Raw genomic sequence first — 18,381 nt, 5'->3', positions numbered from 1 at the left:
CCGGCAGCAATATGGCCGGGTTCTCATCACATCACGACATCATAAGTATCAGCACAGCGGTTTGACGGCTTCACGCATGCCACGCAGCAGAATAGCGTCCAGGTCCAGGCTCACCTGCTCTACCATACCCGGGATCTGCGTCAGGTCCTGCTCCCAATGAGAGGTCACCGACAGCACGGCTTTGACCAGTTCACTGGTGCAGAGCTGCGCATCACGATGCTGCGCCCAGAGGGTCTGGAAACGGGTCATCCATTCGGCATCGTCCTGCACCGGATAGCTTTCGCCATCGCGCTCTCCCCGATAAAACGCAATCAGTGCCGCCAGCGCGAACGTCAGACGGGCCGGGAGTTTGCCCGATTTTGCCTGCCCTGCCAGCAGCTGCGGCAGAATACGCGTGCGGTATTTGGTCATGCCGTTGAGGGCGATAGACAGCAGCTGATGCTTAATGTACGGGTTGCGGAAACGCCCGGTCACGGCGCTGGCAAACGACTCCAGCTCGTCACGCGGCAGATCCAGCACCGGAATGATCTCTTCATAAATGGCCTTCTCGACGAAAGCGCAGATCTGCTGGTCATTCATGGCTTCACCCACGGTATCCAGACCGGCCTGGAAGGCCACCGGTACCAGCGCGGTGTGCGCGCCGTTGAGGATCGCCACCTTGCGCTCTTTGTACGGCTTGATATCGTCAACAATCAGGACGTTAAGTGGGAGTTTATCGAGACGCAGCTCGGCTGCCAGCGACTTCGGCCCCTGAATAACAAACAGGTAGAAGTGTTCGGCGGTCGCCAGGAAACCGTCTTTATAGCCCAGTTGGGCTTCAATCGCTTCGGCTTCATCGCGCGGGTAGCCAGTCACAATGCGGTCCACCAGCGTAGAGCAGAAGGCATTCGCATCTTGTAACCAGGTGATAAAGGCTGACGGCAGCGCCCACTCGTGAGCATAGCGCAGCACCAGTTCACGCAGCGCTTCCCCGTTGTAGTCAATCAGTTCGCAAGGAATGATGATCCAGCCTTTATCCGCCGCGCCCGCAAAGTGGCTGTAGCGTTCATACAGCAGACGAGTCAGCTTCGCCGGATAGCTCACCGCCGGCGCATCGTCGAAACGATCGCCCGCGTGGTAGCTGATACCGGCTTCGGTGGTATTAGAAAACACAAAGCGCATGTCCGGATTATGGGCCAGACGCAGGAACTCGTCGTAATCCGTGTAGACGCTGATCTCCCGGTTGACCGAACGAATCAGGCGCGCGTCGCTGACCGCTTCGCCCTGCTCGTTCAGCCCGCGAATAATGGTGGTGTACAGCCCGTCCTGAGTGCTGAGTGAAGGCGGGAACGCACTCTCAATCGGACGCACGATGACCACCCCGGCATTCAGGTCGGTATGTTCATTCAGCAGATCCAGCTGCCAGTCGACAAAGGCGCGAAGGAAGTTACCTTCGCCAAACTGAATGATACGTTCAGGGTACTGCGCGCCGGGGAAATCACGACGATTTAATGTTTTCACAATAGGTTCCCTCTTAGAGTAGTCATACAACCTGAGTAATTGGTGTAATAACTTATCAGCTTTTCTAAGAATAAAACCGTGTTTTGATCAAACCTGCCTCTGTTATTGCAGGAACTTATAGAACAGTGAGGTGGCGGTCAACTTTCCGTCTGGCATCAAGGCATAGCGCGGAATTTCCCCGGCTTTTTCCCAGCCACACTGGACGTAGAAGCGTTCTGCACCGCTGCCTGTGGCGGTATCGAGTACCAGCACCGATTTGCCCTGCTGGCGCGCCTCCTGCTCCAGATATGCCATCAGCGCATTTGCTACCCCCTGACGGCGGGCATTTTGGTGAACCAAAAGTTTGGCTACGTCGGCGCGGTGCGGTTGGTTCTCTGGTTGATCGGTAATCAGCTGTACCGTTCCGACAATCAGCCCGGCCTGTTCAGCCACCAGCACCAGTCGTTCGCCAGCGTCGACGCTGCGTGCAGTGCGGCTCCAGAACGCCTCGGCCGTCTGCGGGTCGAACGGCAGCATAAAGCTCACCGACGCGCCGCCATTGACGCTGTCGGCCAGAATATCGCTGAGTCGGGAAAGATTGGCGAGAATATCGTCGTGCGAAAGGGTACGGAAAGAAAAGGATGTGGTCATGGGTCGCTCCCTGAAATTAACCACATCACTATGATTTTAACTAATATTTAACACAAGCGGCTTTATCATCGCATTTTCTTATTGCCCATTCTCCGCCAGCGTCGGCGTGAAAATACGATTGCACCCTGCTTTTTTGGCGCTAATAAGATAATCGTCGGCCACCATCAGCAGCTGATTAAAGAGTTCGGTGATCCGCCCGGAACCAATCGGGCGACACTCAAGGCCCATGCTGATGGTCAGCTTGATCTGCTGTTGCCCCCAGACAAAGGTTTGCGCCTCGACGCCCTGTCGAATTTTCTCCGCCAGCTGCAGCCCGGCCTGCGGCGTCGCGCCCAGGCTGGCCACCGCAAATTCTTCCCCACCGATACGCGCCACCATTCCCTGTTCGCCGGCCAGCTCCCGCACCCGCTGGGCCAGCTGCGCCAGCACGCAATCGCCGCACTCATGGCCCCACTGGTCATTGACTCGCTTGAAGCCATCGATGTCGAGCACCATCACCGTTAACACTTGCGCTTCGGACAGCGGCTGGCGCTTCAGCGACTCGCTTAATCCCGAACGCGAATACACCCGGGTCTGGAAATCAAAATCGGCCCGCAGCGCCAGCTGTTTGACCAGGTTGTTGATCGCCTCCACGCTGGACGCCACAATCACCGGACTAATCAACATCGCCGCAATCCCGAGACGGGTTGAAAACAGCTGCCACGGCTGCAGGTGGGTATCAGGAGAAAGGTGAATCAGGGCGTTAGCCACCAGCAGGATCTCCCCGATGCCGGTCAGAAAAGTCAGCAGACAGGTCAGCGGCAGCGGATAGCGAATAGCACACCAGATCAGAGCCGGCAGCGGGAAGGTGATGCTTCCGGCGCCCCCCACGACGACCCCAAGAATAACCGATAGCACCAGCACGATAACCGGCAGCAACTGATTCCAGCGGAAACCGCTCACTCCGGAGGGGATCGACACCGTCAGGATAAACGGCAGGATCAGCACCGCGGTAGAGAACTGTTCGCTAAACCAGTCCGCCAACAGCGAAATAAAGGTCTCTCGTTCCACATCCACGGAGCCCAGCGCCCCAACGGCCGCGCTGAGCAGCGCCGCCAGCAGACAGTAGCAGAACAGATTGAGGACATTTATCGGCCCGGGCATCGAATCGGTGCGGCGTTTATCCCACAACACCAGCTGCGCCAGGGTGACAATAAAGACAATATTCGAGAAGTTAATCAGCAGCGAGGCATAGCCCATTCCCCAACGCGAGGTTAAGCCATCGTAAACCAGCATCGCCCCAAAACAGACGGCGTAAAAGTAGCTACGATTTAGCCAGACATAACGCGCGAAGATCCCTGCCAGCACGGCATTCAGCGGCCAGAAGAAAGAGAGTTCCTGTACCAGACGCAGCATCGCGCCGAGAAAGTGGAGCAATAAAGTGATTGTGAATAACACCAGTGCATCACGCACGGGCTGTTCCTCACGAAACGCAGTGAATGACCGAATCGACAGTGAAGACATTCAGTAATTATCCGTCTAATTGTTTCAGGCAATTATTATGTTAATAATTAGTTAGCGGATTATCATAGCATGAGAATATTTATCAGGCATATACATGCCTGATAAATGAACATCACAACTTATGGTGTAGGTTGTGACTAACGCTGTGGGGAATTCATCTGTATCACTAACCAGTGATGGATAACCTGCACCACATAGCGCTGCTCGTCGGCACTGAGCTCGCGCCCGGCAGGAATGGCGTGCCATTTGGCCAGACAGCCACGACAGCAGGTGGCGGTGGCATGCTGGGCAATAAACACCGGATGGCCGCGCATTGGGGTCTGTTTACCATCATTGGCAATATAAGCCGGGGCCAGGCGATGAGCGATAAAGTCCGCCGCATGCTGGTCTATTACCTCCGCCCCTTTATCCAGGCAATATTGCCGCTCTTTGATGCCAAGCCGAAAGCGCGAGCGAAAAGCGGAACCCTGCAGACGAGTAAAAAGCATATCGATTGAGCGCATCAGAATACCGATCGCCCCAGCTGTTGAGTGAGTTTCTCCAGCACCGCCGTTCCCGCCAGCGAGTTACCGGCCTCATCGAGCTCCGGGCTCCACACCGCTATCGCCATCTCCTGCGGCACGATCGCCACAATCCCCCCGCCGACGCCTGATTTTGCCGGCAGGCCGACGCGCCAGGCAAACTCGCCGGCGTTCTGGTACATGCCGCTGGTCATCATCAAAGCGTTCACCTGCCGCGACTGGATCGGGGCAATCACCGGCGCATCGAGATGTGGCGCGACACCGCGATCCGCGAGAAACAGAAAGGTTCGCGCCAGCTCGACGCAGCTCATTTCCAGCGAGCAGTAATGAAAATAGTTGTGCAGCACCGTGGCGACATCGTTATGGAAATTACCAAACGATTTCATCAGCCAGGCAATCGCAGCATTGCGCGCCGAGTGGTCAAACTCTGAACGTGCGACCACCGGGTCGTAGGCAATATCACTGACGCCGCTCAGGCGACGCACAATCTCCAGCATTCTCTGGCGCGGCGCGCTCAGTCGGCTTTGCAGCATATCGCAGACCACCAGCGCCCCGGCATTAATAAAGGGATTGCGCGGTTTGCCCTGCTCAATTTCCAGCTGTAACAGCGAGTTGAATGGTTGCCCGGATGGATCTTTCCCCACCCGTTGCCAGATTTCTTCTTCCGGATAGTGGTTCATCGCCACCACCAGACTCAGCACTTTGGAGATAGATTGAATGGAAAAACGCTCGTGGGCATCGCCGGCAGCATAGTGCTGACCGTCTACCGTACAAATTGCCACCCCGAGTTTATTACCGCTTACGCTGGCCAGCGCCGGAATGTAATCCGCCACCTTTCCGCGGCCAATCAGCGGCCTGATTTCTGCCAGAATGGTCTCCAGCATTGCATTATTGATGACCGTCGCCACACCCGGCTCCTTGCCCGCCGTCAAATTCGGGCTGGGAGTATAGCAGAGTGCGGCGACGGTCGTCAGGCGGGACGTCGGTTAGCGGCGGTCTTTCCATACGGTTTGCACATTACAGAACTCATGCAGGCCGAAATGGGACAGTTCGCGACCAAAGCCACTCTTTTTCACGCCACCAAACGCGACGCGGGCATCGCTGGCGCTGTAACCGTTAATAAAGACGCCGCCGCACTCCAGCTCGCGGGAAAAACGCTGCGCTTCATCGACGCTGGTGGTATAGACGGTGGCCGACAGGCCAAATTCACTATCGTTGGCCAGGGCCAGCGCGTGATCGGCATCGCGCGCCACGCTGATGGTGGCTACCGGGCCAAACAGCTCCTGGCGGAATCCGGTCATTTCTGGTGTGACGTTGCCCAGCACCGTTGGCGCATAGTAGTTGCCCGCCCCGGCCATTTTCTCGGCCCCAAGCAGCAAGGTTGCCCCTTCCGCCAGGGTCGCGGTCACCTGCTGATGCAGCTCATCACGCAGATCGAAGCGCGCCATTGGCCCGATGTAGTTGGCTTCATCACGCGGGTCCCCCATCTTCAGGGCGTCGACGGCGGCGACAAAGCGGCTGGTAAAGGCCTCGGCAATACCGGCTTCAACGATAAAGCGCTTCGAAGCGGCACACACCTGCCCGCTATTTTGATAGCGACCAATCACCGCCGCTTTAACCGCTTCATCAAGGTCAGCATCATTGAGGACGATAAACGGATCGGAACCGCCCAGTTCAAGGACGCATTTCTTCAACGCAGCACCGGCCTGGGCGCCGATAGCCTTACCGGCACGCATGCTCCCGGTCAGGGTCACCGCGGCAATACGTGAGTCGTTAATCGCCTGCGACACGCCGTCGTTGGTGGCATTCACCCAACCGAAGACGCCATCCGGCAGTCCCGCCGCGTCAAAGATCTCGCCAATCAGCGCCGCGCTGCCCATCACATTCGGCGCGTGTTTCAGCAGGTAGCTGTTACCCGCCAGCAGGATCGGTACCGCCCCGCGCAATACCTGCCACAGCGGGAAGTTCCACGGCATAATTGCGAGGATCGCCCCCAGTGGACGGTATTCAATCACCGCATTGTTATTTTCCACCGCGGTGGCTTCGGTCGCCAGCATCGCCGGGCCATGCTCTGCGTACCAGTCGCAGAGGTTGGCGGATTTAGTCACTTCGCCACGGGCCTGGGCGATCGGTTTGCCCATTTCAAGGCTGATCATCTGCGCCATCTCTTCGGCGCGGGCACGCAGCGCGCTGCCGACACGACGGAGTGCATCGGCACGCTCGGCGACACTGACGGTGCGCCATTGGCGATAGCCCTGCTCAGCCAGCGCAATCGCCGAATCCACTTGTTGTTCAGTCGCCCAGGGAAGAGACGACACCATTTCTCCCGTGGTCGGGTTGATGGAAACCGCGTGCGTTGTCGATAAAGTCATCGTATTGCTCTCTCTGTTGATTGCGAATTGACCTCATTCTGGCGTACCCTTCCTTTCATTGAAAATGAATAATATTAAGTAACCCATTCACAAAAGAAGAACGCTATGGACCTGACCCAGCTTGAGATGTTTAACGCCGTCGCCAGCACCGGCAGCATTACCCAGGCCGCGCAGAAGGTGCACCGGGTTCCCTCTAACCTGACGACCCGCATTCGTCAGCTGGAAGCTGACCTTGGCGTTGAGTTGTTTATTCGTGAGAACCAGCGCCTGCGCCTGTCGCCCGCCGGGCATAGTTTTTTACGCTATAGCCAGCAGATCCTCGCGCTGGTTGATGAAGCGCGGATGGTGGTCGCCGGAGATGAGCCCCAGGGCCTGTTTTCGCTGGGCTCGCTGGAGAGCACCGCGGCGGTGCGTATTCCGTCGACGCTGGCACTGTATAACCAGCGCTATCCCAAAATCCATCTGGCGCTCTCGACCGGCCCGTCCGGTACCATGATTGACGGCGTGCTGGAGGGCACCTTAAGTGCGGCATTCGTTGACGGGCCGCTGGTGCATCCCGGTCTTGAGGGCTTGCCGGTGTTCCCGGAAGAGATGATGATCGTCGCGCCGGTTGGCCATGCGCCGGTCACAAGGGCCAGCGAAGTCAACGGCAGCGAGGTGTACGCCTTTCGCGCCAACTGCTCCTACCGCCGCCATTTCGAAAGCTGGTTCCATGCCGACCGCGCAACGCCGGGACGGATCCACGAAATGGAGTCCTATCACGGCATGCTGGCCTGCGTGATTGCCGGAGCCGGGCTGGCGCTGATCCCGCGCAGCATGCTCGAAAGCATGCCTGGGCACCAACAGGTTTCCGCCTGGCCGCTGGCCGAAGAGTGGCGCTGGTTAACCACCTGGCTGGTGTGGCGCCGCGGCGCCAAAAACCGCCAGCTGGAGGCGTTTATAGCGCTGCTGAACGAAGATCGGCAACGAGCAGTTTCTCCATAAACAGGCTCAGCGGGTCGGGCTTATAGGGCGCAAAGGCGCAGCGGGTTTGATATCCGCTGCGGGTATAGAGTTTTACCGCCGCGTGCTGATGGATCCCGGTCTCCAGACGCACGGTATGGCAGTCCCGGCGCAGAGCTTCGCTTTCCAGCGCTTCCAGCAGCCTCTCCCCCAGCATCTGTCCACGATGGGTAGGATCGATATAGACCCGCTTCATTTCACCAAAGCCCTGCTTATCCAGCACAATCGCCCCGCAGCCGACCGCCTGCTGTTGCGCGTCGCGGATTAGCAGCACGATCACCGACTCCGCCGCCAGCTGGCTCAAATCCACCAGATGGTTGCTTTCGGCTGGATAAAGGGACTCCTGGTAGGCATCCAGTTGGGCAATCAGGGCCGTCAAGTCGGGGTGGGCAAGCGTGGTGGGGGCGATGGTGTACATAGGTAAGCTCCTTTTTTGACCACTGTAGCGCAGCGCGTACACCTGGCCCTCATAGCGTTAACTTATACCTCCGTCCTGCGCTTGCGCTAAGCCATTGAGCGGCGGTAATTTTATAAGATGACCTTTGATAGCGGGACAGAACCATGAATACCAAAGCACGTAAGGTGATGATTATTGGTGCCGGCAACGTCGGCACGTCGGCCGCCTACGCCTTGTTAAATCAAAATATCTGTGAGGAATTGATCCTCGTGGATTTGAATACCGCCCGGGCGCAGGCCCACGTTCAGGATCTCAGCGATGCCGCGGCCTATATGTCGGGCATGATGACCATTTCAGCGCGTGACGTCAGCGACTGCGCCGACGTCGACATCGCGGTGATCACCGTCTCCGGCGGCGCCCTGAAGCAGGGCCAGACACGGCTTGACGAACTCACCGCGACGGCCGGCATCGTCAACAGCATCGTGCCGCAGATGATGGCCAACGGCTTCAACGGTATTTTCCTCGTCGCCACCAACCCCTGCGACATTATTACCTGGCAGGTATGGAAACTCTCCGGACTGCCGCGCAGCCAGGTGATCGGCACCGGCGTCTGGCTGGATACCACCCGCTTGCGCCGGGTGCTCGCGCAGGCCCTTGATATCGGCGCCCAGAGCATTGACGCGTTTATTCTCGGCGAACACGGCGATACGCAGTTTCCGGTGTGGTCGCACTCGTCGGTCTACGGGTCGCCAATTGCCGATGTGTACCGCAAACATACCGGGCAGGAACTCGACTGCCAGCAGATTGCCGGGAAGGTACGCACCCTGGGGTTTGAAATTTACGCCGGGAAAGGATGTACGGAATACGGCGTCGCCGGCACCATCGCCGAGATCTGCCGCAATATCTTTACCGGTAGCCATCGCGCACTGGCGATTTCATGCATTCTTGATGGTGAGTATGGCGAGAAAAACGTGGCGGTTGGCGTGCCGGCGGTACTGGCGCAGAGCGGCGTTCAGCAGATTATCGAGCTGCAGTTAGCCGCGGACGAGCGCGAGAAATTCGCCCAATCGGTCGCGGTGATTAAAGCCAATATCGCCCGCCTTCCCGCCTGACAGTGCACAATGACACGCCCGCAGAACGCGGGCGTGGTCAACGATCTCAATCCGTCTGACGCCTCAGGCGTCGCGCAGCAGAATTTTCCCCTGCAGCCAGGTTACCGCCTGCCCGGACATCAGCACCCGATCGCCCTTCAGCTCACAGCGCATATCGCCGCCGCGGGCTGACACCTGACGCGCCAGCAAGGTGTTTTTCCCCAGCTTCGCGCTCCAGAACGGGATCAGCATGGTGTGGGCCGATCCGGTAACCGGATCCTCCCAGACCGCTTCTCCCGGAGAGAAAAAGCGGCTGACAAAGTCATATTCACCGTCACCAGGTGCGGTGATCGTCACTTTATGTTCACCGGGCGTCAGCATGGCAATTGCCGGGCGGACCGCTTCAACCTCTGCGCGAGTCGCCAGTTCGATAAGCCATGCCCGGCCGCGCCGGGCGCTGACGTAACGGTCGATGCCCAGTCCGGCCAGCAATACCGCAGGCGGCACGCACTCTTCGGTGGCGCCGGCCGGAAAATCCAGCGTCAACCAGTCACCTTCACGGCTCACCGTCAGGCGACCGGAGGCAGTTGCGAACGCCACCGATGCCTGGGGATAGTCAAGATGATGGAAAATGACATGGGCGCTGGCGAGCGTCGCATGACCGCAAAGATTGACCTCATTGCGGGTGGTGAACCAGCGCAGGCTAAACGTCTCGCCTTCCCGTACCACGAAGGCGGTTTCAGACTGGTTATGTTCCTGGGCCATTTTCAGCAGTACGTCATCCGCCAGCCACTCCTCCAGCAGGCAGACCGCCGCCGGGTTGCCGGAAAACGGGCTGTCGCTGAACGCGGAGACCAGATACATCGGAATCGCTTTCACGGCTTCTCCTTAGCGTAGGGTAATCGACCCGGTCATGTAGGTGGTTGCCTGGCCGCCGATCAGCACCCGATCGCCCTGCCACTGGCAGCGCAGATCGCCGCCACGGGCCGACACCTGACGGGCAAGCATCGTCGTTTTAGCCAGCTTATCGCCCCAGTACGGGATCAGCATACTGTGCGCGGAGCCGGTGACCGGGTCTTCGGCGACCGATTCGCCCGGGCAGAAGAAGCGGCTGACAAAGTCATACACATCATCAGAGGCGGCGCTGATACAGACCATTTTGCCAAGCTGCTCGAGCTGCTGCATATCTGGCCTGACGGCTTCCACCTGCTGGCGGTTTTCGAGAACCACCAGATAGTCGCGCCCTTCGCGCACCTCAATCGCCTCACTCAGCCCCAGTCCGGATAACAGCGCCGGCGGCGGCGTCACCACCGGTGTGGTCTGCCATGCCGGGAAATCGAGGGTCAGCCAGTCGCCGTTGCGGGTCACCCGCAGCTCTCCGACAAAGCGGGTGCTGAACACGATGGTGGCGGAAGGATGATCGAGATATTCGAAAATAATATGTGCCGAAGCCAGCGTCGCGTGGCCGCAGAGGTTGATCTCATACTGGGTGGTGAACCAGCGCAGTTCATACCCTTCATCGCTGCGCACGAAAAACGCCGTCTCCGACTGATTATGCTGCTGCGCCATGCTCAACAGCACGTCATCCGGTAACCATTCGGTAAGTGGACACACCGCCGCCGCATTGCCGCCAAAATTGCGGTCGCTGAAGGCATCCACGAGGTAAAAATCAATTTCCTTCATCCTACAATCCTTCCTGTTTTTACATCTCATCAACATGACATAAAAGCGAATCATGCACACTATCTATATAAAAATGAATCCGTTAACGCTGGAATGTCTGCCAATGAAATAATGAGATCCAGATCACAAAGTGATTGTATTTTCACCACCGTTCGTTTTAAGATCGACGCCTCTCTTCTCTTCAGTAATCAGCTCAGAATCTATGATCACAAATACGGTTTCACGCAGGGTCGCGTGGCTTCGGGTCGTCACGCTTGCTATCGCCGCGTTCATTTTTAATACCACCGAATTCGCGCCGGTCGGTCTGCTGTCCGATATCGCCGACAGCTTTGGCATGGAGACCGCGCAGGTGGGCATGATGCTGACCATCTACGCGTGGGTGGTGGCGTTGATGTCGTTGCCGTTTATGCTGCTGACCAGCCAGATGGAGCGCCGTCGCCTGCTGATCGGCCTGTTTATTCTGTTTATTGCCAGTCACGTGCTGTCGTTTTTTGCCTGGAACTTTAACGTGCTGGTGATTAGCCGCATCGGCATCGCCTTCGCTCATGCGGTGTTCTGGTCGATCACCTCAGCGTTGGCCATTCGCCTTGCCCCACCGGGTAAACGCGCACAGGCCCTGAGCCTGATCGCCACCGGCACCGCGCTGGCGATGGTCTTTGGTATTCCGATTGGCCGTATCGTCGGGCAGTATTTCGGCTGGCGAACCACCTTCCTGGTCATTGGTATGGGGGCGCTGGTCACCTTAGTGTGTCTGTTCAAGCTGCTGCCAAAACTGCCGAGCGAGCATTCCGGTTCACTGAAAAGTCTGCCACTGCTGTTCCGCCGTCCGGCGCTGCTGAGCATCTATCTGCTGACCGCGATTGTGGTCACCGCGCACTATACCGCCTATAGCTACATCGAACCCTTTGTCCAGACCGTCGCCGGGCTGAGCGGTAATTTTGCCACCGTCCTGCTGCTGACCCTGGGTGGCGCGGGGATCTTCGGCAGCATTCTGTTTGGCAAACTGGGTAACCAGCACGCGTCCGGCCTTATCAACATCGCCATTGGATTGCTGCTGGCCAGTCTGCTGCTGCTGCTGCCGGCTTCGCAGAATGCGAACTACCTGATGATATTGAGCGTCTTCTGGGGCATCGCCATTATGATTATCGGCCTCGGGATGCAGGTGAAAGTGCTGGCGCTGGCGCCCGATGCCACCGACGTGGCAATGTCGCTGTTCTCGGGGATCTTTAATATCGGTATCGGCGCCGGTGCGCTGGTGGGTAGCCAGGTCAGTACCCATCTGTCGATGGCCTCTATCGGCTACGTTGGCGCCATTCCGGCACTGGTGGCGCTGGTATGGGCGGTGATGATATTCCGCCGCTGGCCGGTGTCGCTGGAAGAGCGACCGCATCACTCCTGATCGCTGATTTCAGCAAGTACAGATAAACAAAAGCCCGCCCGGTTTATTCCCCGCGCGGGCTTTTTTACGATCTAACGAACAGACTACATCAGGCGTGGTAGGTGGTGATAATCTCCAGCACGCCGTTGATGATAAACTGCACGCCCATACAGACCAGCAGGAAGCCCATCAGGCGGGAAATCGCTTCGATGCCACCCTTACCCACCAGGCGCATAATTGCCCCGGAGCTGCGCAAACAACCCCACAGAATAATCCCCACCAGGCCGAAGATGATCGGCGGCGCCACCAGCACCACCCAGTCGGGAAAATCAACGCCGTGTTTCACCGTTGAGGCGGTACTGATCAGCATCGCGATCGTCCCCGGTCCGGCGGTGCTGGGCATCGCCAGCGGCACAAAGGCGATATTGGCGGTAGGCTCATCCTTCAGCTCTTCCGACTTCATCTTGGCTTCCATGGAGTCATGCGATTTCTGCTGCGGGAAGAGCATGCGGAAACCGATAAAAGCGACAATCAGGCCGCCCGCAATACGCAGGCCGGGAATAGAGATCCCGAAGGTGCTCATCACCACCTGACCGGCGTACCAGGCGACCATCAGAATAACGAACACGTACACCGACGCCATCAGCGACTGTTTGTTACGTTCTTCATTATTCATGTTGCCTGCGAGCCCGAGGAACAGCGCCACGGTCGTCAGTGGATTTGCCAGTGGTAAAATGACCACCAGCCCCAGGCCAATCGCTTTAAAAAGTTCAATCATATTAATTAAAGCCCCGTTAATATTTCATTCATCACCGTTTTGCTGGGGCAGTATAACTTTTGTCAGCGTTATCATACCAGCATCAGCACCCGCTTCTCGGGTACCACCTGCTTCCTGCATGGCTCACTTTAGCAAATCGTGTCATCAGCAATCGGTCAGGTTGACTTATGATTGCCTGGGCAATAATATCCACAGCAACTAACTAATTGCCTGGGCAACCATTGTGAAAAACACCAGTGATCTGTTTAACGAAATGATCCCTCTTGGTCGCTTGATTCAAATGGTTAACCAGAAAAAAGATCGCCTGCTCAACGAATATCTCTCCCCGATGGATATCACTTCCACCCAGTTCCGGGTGCTCTGTTCCATTCGTTGCGAGGTATGCATTACCCCCGTTGAGTTGAAAACCGTGCTTTCGGTCGATCCTGGCGCAATGACGCGCATGCTCGATCGCCTGGTCTGCAAAGGCTGGATTGAACGGTTACCCAACCCTACTGACAAACGCGGTGTACTGGTGCAATTGACATCAGACGGTGCGGCGCTATGTGAGCAGTGTCATCAGGTTGTGGGTCAGAAGTTGCACCAGGAATTAACAAAAAATCTGTCGGCGGACGAAATCGTCACCCTTGAGCATCTACTCAAGAAAGTCCTGCCGTAATAAGAAGAGGTAAGATGATGTCCAGACGCAATAATGACGCCATCACTATCCATAGTATTTTGTCGTGGATCGAAGATAACCTGGAATCGCCCCTGTCGCTGGAAAAAGTGTCCGAGCGTTCTGGTTACTCCAAATGGCACCTGCAAAGAATGTTTAAGAAAGAGACCGGTCACTCCTTAGGCCAGTACATCCGCAGCCGCAAGCTGACGGAAATCGCGCAAAAACTCAAGCAGAGCAACGAGCCGATTCTGTACCTGGCTGAGCGCTACGGTTTCGAATCGCAACAGACGCTGACGAGAACCTTTAAAAACTATTTCGACGTTCCGCCGCATAAATATCGCATGACCAATATACCGGGTGATTCCCGCTATCTGATGCCACTGAACAACTGCTGTTAACCGCCTGCAAAAAGACGTATTGAGGAAATCATGAAACTATTCGCTGCCGCTGCTTTTGTCCTGCTCGCGCTGGTCTCCAGCCAGAGCTTCGCGGAGCAAACCACCACGCCGGTACGCCACAATCAGCACGACGCCATGATTATGCCGTCCGAGCACAACGACTCGCCGTTTGATTTCAATCATATGGCCGCCGGTAGCGATAAATCGGATGAGTTAGGCGTACCCTATTATAACTAATTGCACTACCCGAGCATTTCGCCCCGTTTACGGGGCTTTTTTTTGCCTGCCGAAAGCCGCTGTTTACCCTTGCAGACGTTTGCTCATATTAATACCGGTGACATGAAAACCGCTGGCCTCATAAACGTGCCGGGCGCGCGCATTGTCGCCCGCGACGCGAAGCCCGATCTGCTCAAACCCCTGCTCCCGCATCGCATCTTCAAACACCTGCATGGCCTGCTTACCCAGCCCCATTCCCTGGCAGGCGCTGAGAATATAAAAATCATAGATGAAGACCCGACGCTGGTCGGCATCGGGTTTGTACCACAGGTAACCGACCAGCCTGTCGTTATTATCCTGTCGGGTCATTAAACACAGCAGGACCTGACCGGGCGTATTAACGCCCTCAGGAAGGTCGCGCGCGATCTCCTGCTTTGCCCTGGCCAGTGATTCCTCAGCCGAAAGCCGGTAGTTTGCCGCAATTTCTTGCGCGTAATCGGCAATAAAGTAATCCAGATAGCCCGGATATTGATCCTCGCGCATGGGGCACAGCGTAATCATTGAAATTCCTTTTAGCGTGTTTTCTTTATGAAAATCCGCGCTTGCGCCGGTGAAATCAGCGCAAACGCCTGGGTTTATCTCGGCACCGCACCAGCCCGACGCACCCGCAGACCGAACACGTTGATATACAGCCCGCCCATGATCAACACGGCCCCCAGCATCTGCAATCCGTTCAGGGTTTCGCCGAGCAGCAGCGCCGCACTGGCCATTCCCACCACCGGTACCAGCAGCGACAGCGGCGCCACCCGCCAGGTTTCATAGCGCCCGAGCAGCGAACCCCAGATACCGTAACCGACGATAGTGGCAATAAACGCCAGATACAGCAGCGAGAACACGGTCAGCATATCAATGTGGCGCAGACTGTCGGCCATCACCTGCGGACCATCAATAAACAATGACGCCAGCATAAACGGCAGGACAGGAATCAAGGCGCTCCACACCACCAGCGACATAATCTGCGGCCTCTCGGCATGGGACATGATTTTCTTATTAAAGATATTACCCGTGGCCCAGCTCAGCGCGGCGGCCAGGGTCAGCATAAAGCCAATCGCCGGCACATGCTGGCCGCCGAGGCTCGCCTCAACCAGCACCAGCACGCCAAAAATGGCCAGCGCAATCCCCGCCAGCTGCTTGCCCTGCAACCGTTCGCCAAAGGCAAAAACGCCGAGAATAATGGTGAAGAACGCCTGCGCCTGCAGGACCAGCGACGCCAGTCCGGCGGGCATGCCTAAAGAGATGGCACAGAATAAAAAGGCGAACTGACCAAAGCTGATGGTCAGCCCATAGCCCAGCAGCAAGCGCAGCGGAATTTTCGGCCGGGCGACAAACAACAGCGCCGGAAAGGCCACCAGTAAAAAACGCAGTCCGGCCAGCATCAGTGGCGGCATATTATGAAGACCGAGCTTAATCACGACAAAATTAAGCCCCCATACCACGACCACCAGCAGCGCCAGCAGCCCGTCTTTACGTGTCATACCCTGCCTCTGTTGTTATGTAAATTTTTGTGAACTAAATCAAAGTACCGAAAAACTGCCCCGGCGGATAGATCATTATTTTTGGCAGGGTCGGAAAGCACCTCCGGACACCTGGCAAGGCTATACAAGCTAGTAAGAGCATGATATTTCTGAAGGGTACAACATAAAAATAACATTTCATCAGGCAGAAAAATGATACCGACCATCAGGCGCTCGACCATTGCGTTGCTGGCGTCCTCGCTGTTGCTGACTATCGGTCGCGGCGCCACGCTCCCCTTTATGACCATCTTTCTCACCCGTCAGTACCATCTGGCGGTGGATCACATTGGCTATGCGCTGTCCATCGCCCTGACGATTGGCGTGGTGTTCAGCATGGGGTTTGGCATCCTGGCGGATAAGTTTGATAAAAAACGCTATATGCTGATTGCGATACTGGCTTTTATCGGCGGCTTTATTGCCATTCCGCTGGTCAATAGCGTGACGCTGGTGGTGTTCTTCTTCGCCCTGATCAACTGCGCCTATTCCGTCTTCGCCACCGTGCTGAAGGCCTGGTTTGCCGATATGCTGTCGCCGGAGAAAAAAGCGCGGATTTTTTCCCTCAACTATACCATTCTCAATATTGGCTGGACCGTCGGGCCGCCCATCGGCACGCTGCTGGTGATGCACAGCATCAACCTGCCATTCTGGCTGGCAGCGGCCTGCGCGTCGGTACCGCTGGTGTTTATTCAGCTTTTCGTCCAGCGCACAGCGGCGGCGGTCGCCCAGGATAACGCGGTGCAGTGGTCGCCGTCGGTGCTGCTACGCGACCGGGCCCTACTCTGGTTTACCTTTTCCGGCCTGCTGGCCTCGTTTGTTGGCGGCTCCTTCGCGTCCTGTATTTCCCAGTATGTGCTGGTGGTTGCCGATAGCAGCTTTGCCGAAAAGGTAGTGGCGGTAGTGCTGCCGGTGAACGCCGCGGTGGTTGTCTCCCTGCAGTACGCCGTCGGTCGGCGACTCAGCGCCAGAAACATCCGCCCGCTGATGACCTTCGGTACGGTCTGTTTCATCCTTGGGCTGGGCGGTTTTATGATCTCTGACAGCAGCTTGCTGATGTGGGGTCTGTCTGCCGCGGTATTTACCCTCGGCGAGATTATCTATGCCCCAGGCGAATACATGCTGATTGATAACATTGCCCCGCCGGGGATGAAAGCCAGCTACTTTTCCGCCCAGTCGCTGGGCTGGCTGGGTGCGGCCTTTAACCCAATGATGACCGGCGCTATCCTGACTCATATGCCACACTGGTCGCTGTTTGTGGTGTTGATGGTGGCGATAATCGTCGCCTGGATAATGATTTTACGCGGCATGAAAGCGCGCCCGTGGCACAGCGGCGGCTGCGCGACCGCCAGCGCCTGAGCCACGTGTCATGCGGCTGTCAGGTTACTGTCGGGTGGCTGTCGGGTGCGGATCGTGGTGCCCGTTCACGCCCTGTCACACACTCCATCTCAGGTTTTCACCCGGAGATAGACAACATGAACAGCAGCAATCAGGTTAAACAATTACGTCTGCAACGCGCCTGGTCCCAGGAGCAGTTAGCCGAACTCACCGGCGTTAGCGTGCGGACCATTCAGCGCATCGAAAATGGCGATCGTCCGGCGCTCGAAACCCTCAGTGCCCTGGCAGCGGTGTTTGAGGTCAACGTCGCCGACATAACCGCTGATGCGCCAGCGGGCAACGAGACGTCGCTGGACCAACGTATTGAAGAGGCAAAAGCGCGCCTGCATCAGGAGAGCCGCTTTTTGCGATCGCTGTCGACGGCGCTGGTGGTATGCGTGCTGCTGGTGCTGCTAAACCGCTTTACTCATCCGGACTATTACTGGTCTGCCTGGGTGGCCGCGATCTGGGGTGCACTACTGCTGGTGCGCGGATTGCGCCTGTTTGTCTTCGGCGGGCTCATCCGCAACTGGCGTCAGGCACGCCTGCAACGACTGCTGCGTAAATAGCGTCGGTGCAGACAACCCTCGGCCCCGCCGGGCCGGGGAGGTTAAATGGTCACCATGCCGCGTACCCCTTCGGCTTCCATATCCGCGCCATTGCCCTGCTGAATAATCGCACCGCGAGACATCACCAGATAGCGATCCGCCAGCGCCGCGGCGAAATCATAAAACTGCTCCACCAGCAGGATTGCCATGTCGCCACGGTTAGCCAGTTGGCGGATCACCTCTCCTATCTCTTTGATCACCGACGGCTGAATGCCCTCTGTGGGTTCATCGAGGATCAGTAACTGCGGGCGGCTGGCCAGCGCACGTCCGATAGCCAGCTGCTGCTGCTGACCGCCGGAGAGGTCACCACCGCGCCGCTGCTTCATGGTTTTCAGTACCGGAAACAGCTGATAAATCTCCTCCGGCACCTGGCTGGCCTCCCTGGCGGGAAAGCGCGACAGTCCCATCAGCAGGTTCTCTTCCACCGTCAGACGGGGAAAGATTTCGCGCCCCTGCGGCACATAGGCAATCCCGGCCTGCACCCGCTGGTGCGGCTTGCGCTGGGTGATGGGCTTTTCCTGCCAGATAACGTCGCCGCTGCGGGCCGGAATCAGCCCCATCAGGCATTTCAGCAACGTGGTTTTGCCCACGCCATTGCGCCCCAGCAGGCAGGTGATTTCGCCCTGACGGGCCTCAAAATTTACGCCGCGCAGAATATGACTGCCGCCATAGTATTGATGTAACTGGTTAACCTGTAGCAT

Annotated in this window: 21 protein-coding genes; 8 read left to right on the top strand and 13 right to left on the bottom strand. The window is 57.2% G+C overall.

Annotated elements, in window-relative coordinates:
* Window positions 1-48: 48 nt before the first annotated feature.
* The 6 genes from ACMYSN_RS01945 to sad all read right to left on the bottom strand — a co-directional run bounded on the left by ACMYSN_RS01945 (window position 49) and on the right by sad (window position 6,526).
* A complete protein-coding gene (locus ACMYSN_RS01945) occupies window positions 49-1,500 on the bottom strand; it encodes a tagaturonate reductase (protein WP_462496791.1) in 1,452 nt (483 codons plus the stop codon).
* A 102-nt stretch (window positions 1,501-1,602) separates the two neighbouring features.
* Window positions 1,603-2,130: a GNAT family N-acetyltransferase gene (locus tag ACMYSN_RS01940; RefSeq protein ID WP_462496790.1), complete on the bottom strand. Its 528-nt coding sequence runs from the start codon at window positions 2,128-2,130 to the stop codon at window positions 1,603-1,605.
* Window positions 2,131-2,208: 78 nt separating this feature from the next.
* Entirely contained in the window at window positions 2,209-3,633 is a 1,425-nt protein-coding gene (locus tag ACMYSN_RS01935) for a GGDEF domain-containing protein (protein ID WP_462496789.1), read from the bottom strand.
* A gap of 137 nt (window positions 3,634-3,770) precedes the next feature.
* A complete protein-coding gene (locus ACMYSN_RS01930; RefSeq protein ID WP_462496788.1) occupies window positions 3,771-4,136 on the bottom strand; it encodes a DUF4186 domain-containing protein in 366 nt (121 codons plus the stop codon).
* On the bottom strand, window positions 4,136-5,062 hold the full coding sequence (gene glsB / locus ACMYSN_RS01925; protein ID WP_462496787.1) for a glutaminase: 927 nt from the start codon (window positions 5,060-5,062) through the stop codon (window positions 4,136-4,138). Before glsB ends, ACMYSN_RS01930 begins: the two co-directional genes overlap by 1 nt.
* Window positions 5,063-5,140: 78 nt before the next feature.
* Window positions 5,141-6,526, bottom strand: coding sequence for a succinate-semialdehyde dehydrogenase (gene sad / locus ACMYSN_RS01920; RefSeq protein ID WP_462496786.1), 1,386 nt, complete (start codon window positions 6,524-6,526; stop codon window positions 5,141-5,143).
* A gap of 105 nt (window positions 6,527-6,631) precedes the next feature.
* Here sad and ptrR point away from each other — a divergent pair, with 105 nt between their 5' ends.
* The gene (gene ptrR, locus ACMYSN_RS01915; protein ID WP_123754402.1) at window positions 6,632-7,510 is read left to right on the top strand and encodes a putrescine utilization regulator PtrR; all 879 of its coding nucleotides are present in this window, start codon (window positions 6,632-6,634) and stop codon (window positions 7,508-7,510) included.
* Here the strand turns inward: ptrR and ACMYSN_RS01910 are convergent.
* A complete protein-coding gene (locus ACMYSN_RS01910) occupies window positions 7,464-7,946 on the bottom strand; it encodes a GNAT family N-acetyltransferase (RefSeq protein ID WP_462496785.1) in 483 nt (160 codons plus the stop codon). The genes ptrR and ACMYSN_RS01910 overlap by 47 nt on opposite strands.
* 143 nt (window positions 7,947-8,089) lie before the next feature.
* Here ACMYSN_RS01910 and ACMYSN_RS01905 point away from each other — a divergent pair, with 143 nt between their 5' ends.
* Window positions 8,090-9,037: an L-lactate dehydrogenase gene (locus ACMYSN_RS01905; RefSeq protein ID WP_462496784.1), complete on the top strand. Its 948-nt coding sequence runs from the start codon at window positions 8,090-8,092 to the stop codon at window positions 9,035-9,037.
* A gap of 63 nt (window positions 9,038-9,100) precedes the next feature.
* Here the strand turns inward: ACMYSN_RS01905 and ACMYSN_RS01900 are convergent, their stop codons facing one another.
* Window positions 9,101-9,895 (bottom strand): PhzF family phenazine biosynthesis protein, encoded by a 795-nt coding sequence (locus ACMYSN_RS01900; protein WP_462496783.1) that lies wholly within the window; start codon window positions 9,893-9,895, stop codon window positions 9,101-9,103.
* Window positions 9,896-9,904: 9 nt separating this feature from the next.
* Complete coding sequence (locus ACMYSN_RS01895; RefSeq protein ID WP_462496782.1) at window positions 9,905-10,699, bottom strand: PhzF family phenazine biosynthesis protein; 795 nt, start codon at window positions 10,697-10,699, stop codon at window positions 9,905-9,907.
* A 202-nt stretch (window positions 10,700-10,901) separates the two neighbouring features.
* On the opposite strand from ACMYSN_RS01895, the gene ACMYSN_RS01890 reads away from it, so the two are divergent.
* Window positions 10,902-12,098 carry a sugar efflux transporter gene (locus ACMYSN_RS01890; RefSeq protein ID WP_462496781.1) on the top strand — a complete coding sequence of 399 codons (1,197 nt, stop codon included), beginning with the start codon at window positions 10,902-10,904 and terminating at the stop codon, window positions 12,096-12,098.
* 88 nt (window positions 12,099-12,186) lie between these two features.
* On the opposite strand, the gene ACMYSN_RS01885 is transcribed toward ACMYSN_RS01890, so the two are convergent.
* Window positions 12,187-12,855, bottom strand: a complete 669-nt coding sequence (locus ACMYSN_RS01885) for a MarC family NAAT transporter (protein WP_123754408.1) — start codon at window positions 12,853-12,855, stop codon at window positions 12,187-12,189.
* Between the two features lie 223 nt (window positions 12,856-13,078).
* Here ACMYSN_RS01885 and marR point away from each other — a divergent pair, with 223 nt between their 5' ends.
* From marR to marB, 3 genes are read left to right on the top strand one after another with little or no spacing between them, the layout of a single operon-like run.
* Entirely contained in the window at window positions 13,079-13,513 is a 435-nt protein-coding gene (gene marR / locus ACMYSN_RS01880; RefSeq protein WP_123754409.1) for a multiple antibiotic resistance transcriptional regulator MarR, read from the top strand.
* 17 nt (window positions 13,514-13,530) lie between these two features.
* Entirely contained in the window at window positions 13,531-13,911 is a 381-nt protein-coding gene (marA, locus tag ACMYSN_RS01875) for an MDR efflux pump AcrAB transcriptional activator MarA (protein WP_123755483.1), read from the top strand.
* 30 nt (window positions 13,912-13,941) lie between these two features.
* Complete coding sequence (gene marB / locus ACMYSN_RS01870) at window positions 13,942-14,148, top strand: multiple antibiotic resistance protein MarB (RefSeq protein WP_462496780.1); 207 nt, start codon at window positions 13,942-13,944, stop codon at window positions 14,146-14,148.
* Window positions 14,149-14,211: 63 nt separating this feature from the next.
* Here the strand turns inward: marB and ACMYSN_RS01865 are convergent, their stop codons facing one another.
* Entirely contained in the window at window positions 14,212-14,688 is a 477-nt protein-coding gene (locus tag ACMYSN_RS01865; RefSeq protein WP_462496779.1) for a GNAT family N-acetyltransferase, read from the bottom strand.
* Between the two features lie 74 nt (window positions 14,689-14,762).
* Window positions 14,763-15,662 (bottom strand): O-acetylserine/cysteine exporter, encoded by a 900-nt coding sequence (gene eamA / locus ACMYSN_RS01860; RefSeq protein ID WP_462496778.1) that lies wholly within the window; start codon window positions 15,660-15,662, stop codon window positions 14,763-14,765.
* 192 nt (window positions 15,663-15,854) lie between these two features.
* On the opposite strand from eamA, the gene ydeE reads away from it, so the two are divergent.
* Together ydeE and ACMYSN_RS01850 are read left to right on the top strand one after the other, a co-directional pair.
* Window positions 15,855-17,054, top strand: coding sequence for an MFS transporter (gene ydeE, locus ACMYSN_RS01855; RefSeq protein ID WP_462496777.1), 1,200 nt, complete (start codon window positions 15,855-15,857; stop codon window positions 17,052-17,054).
* Window positions 17,055-17,170: 116 nt separating this feature from the next.
* Window positions 17,171-17,641, top strand: coding sequence for a helix-turn-helix domain-containing protein (locus ACMYSN_RS01850; RefSeq protein WP_462496776.1), 471 nt, complete (start codon window positions 17,171-17,173; stop codon window positions 17,639-17,641).
* Window positions 17,642-17,682: 41 nt separating this feature from the next.
* Here the strand turns inward: ACMYSN_RS01850 and urtE are convergent, their stop codons facing one another.
* On the bottom strand, window positions 17,683-18,381 hold the full coding sequence (urtE, locus tag ACMYSN_RS01845) for an ABC transporter ATP-binding protein (protein ID WP_462496775.1): 699 nt from the start codon (window positions 18,379-18,381) through the stop codon (window positions 17,683-17,685).

It is taken from the genome of Klebsiella sp. R445, assembly GCF_051131755.1.
Lineage (GTDB): Bacteria > Pseudomonadota > Gammaproteobacteria > Enterobacterales > Enterobacteriaceae > Klebsiella > Klebsiella lignicola.
Note: the sequence above shows the minus strand (reverse complement) of the source record. Positions and strands in the feature narration are given on the sequence as shown.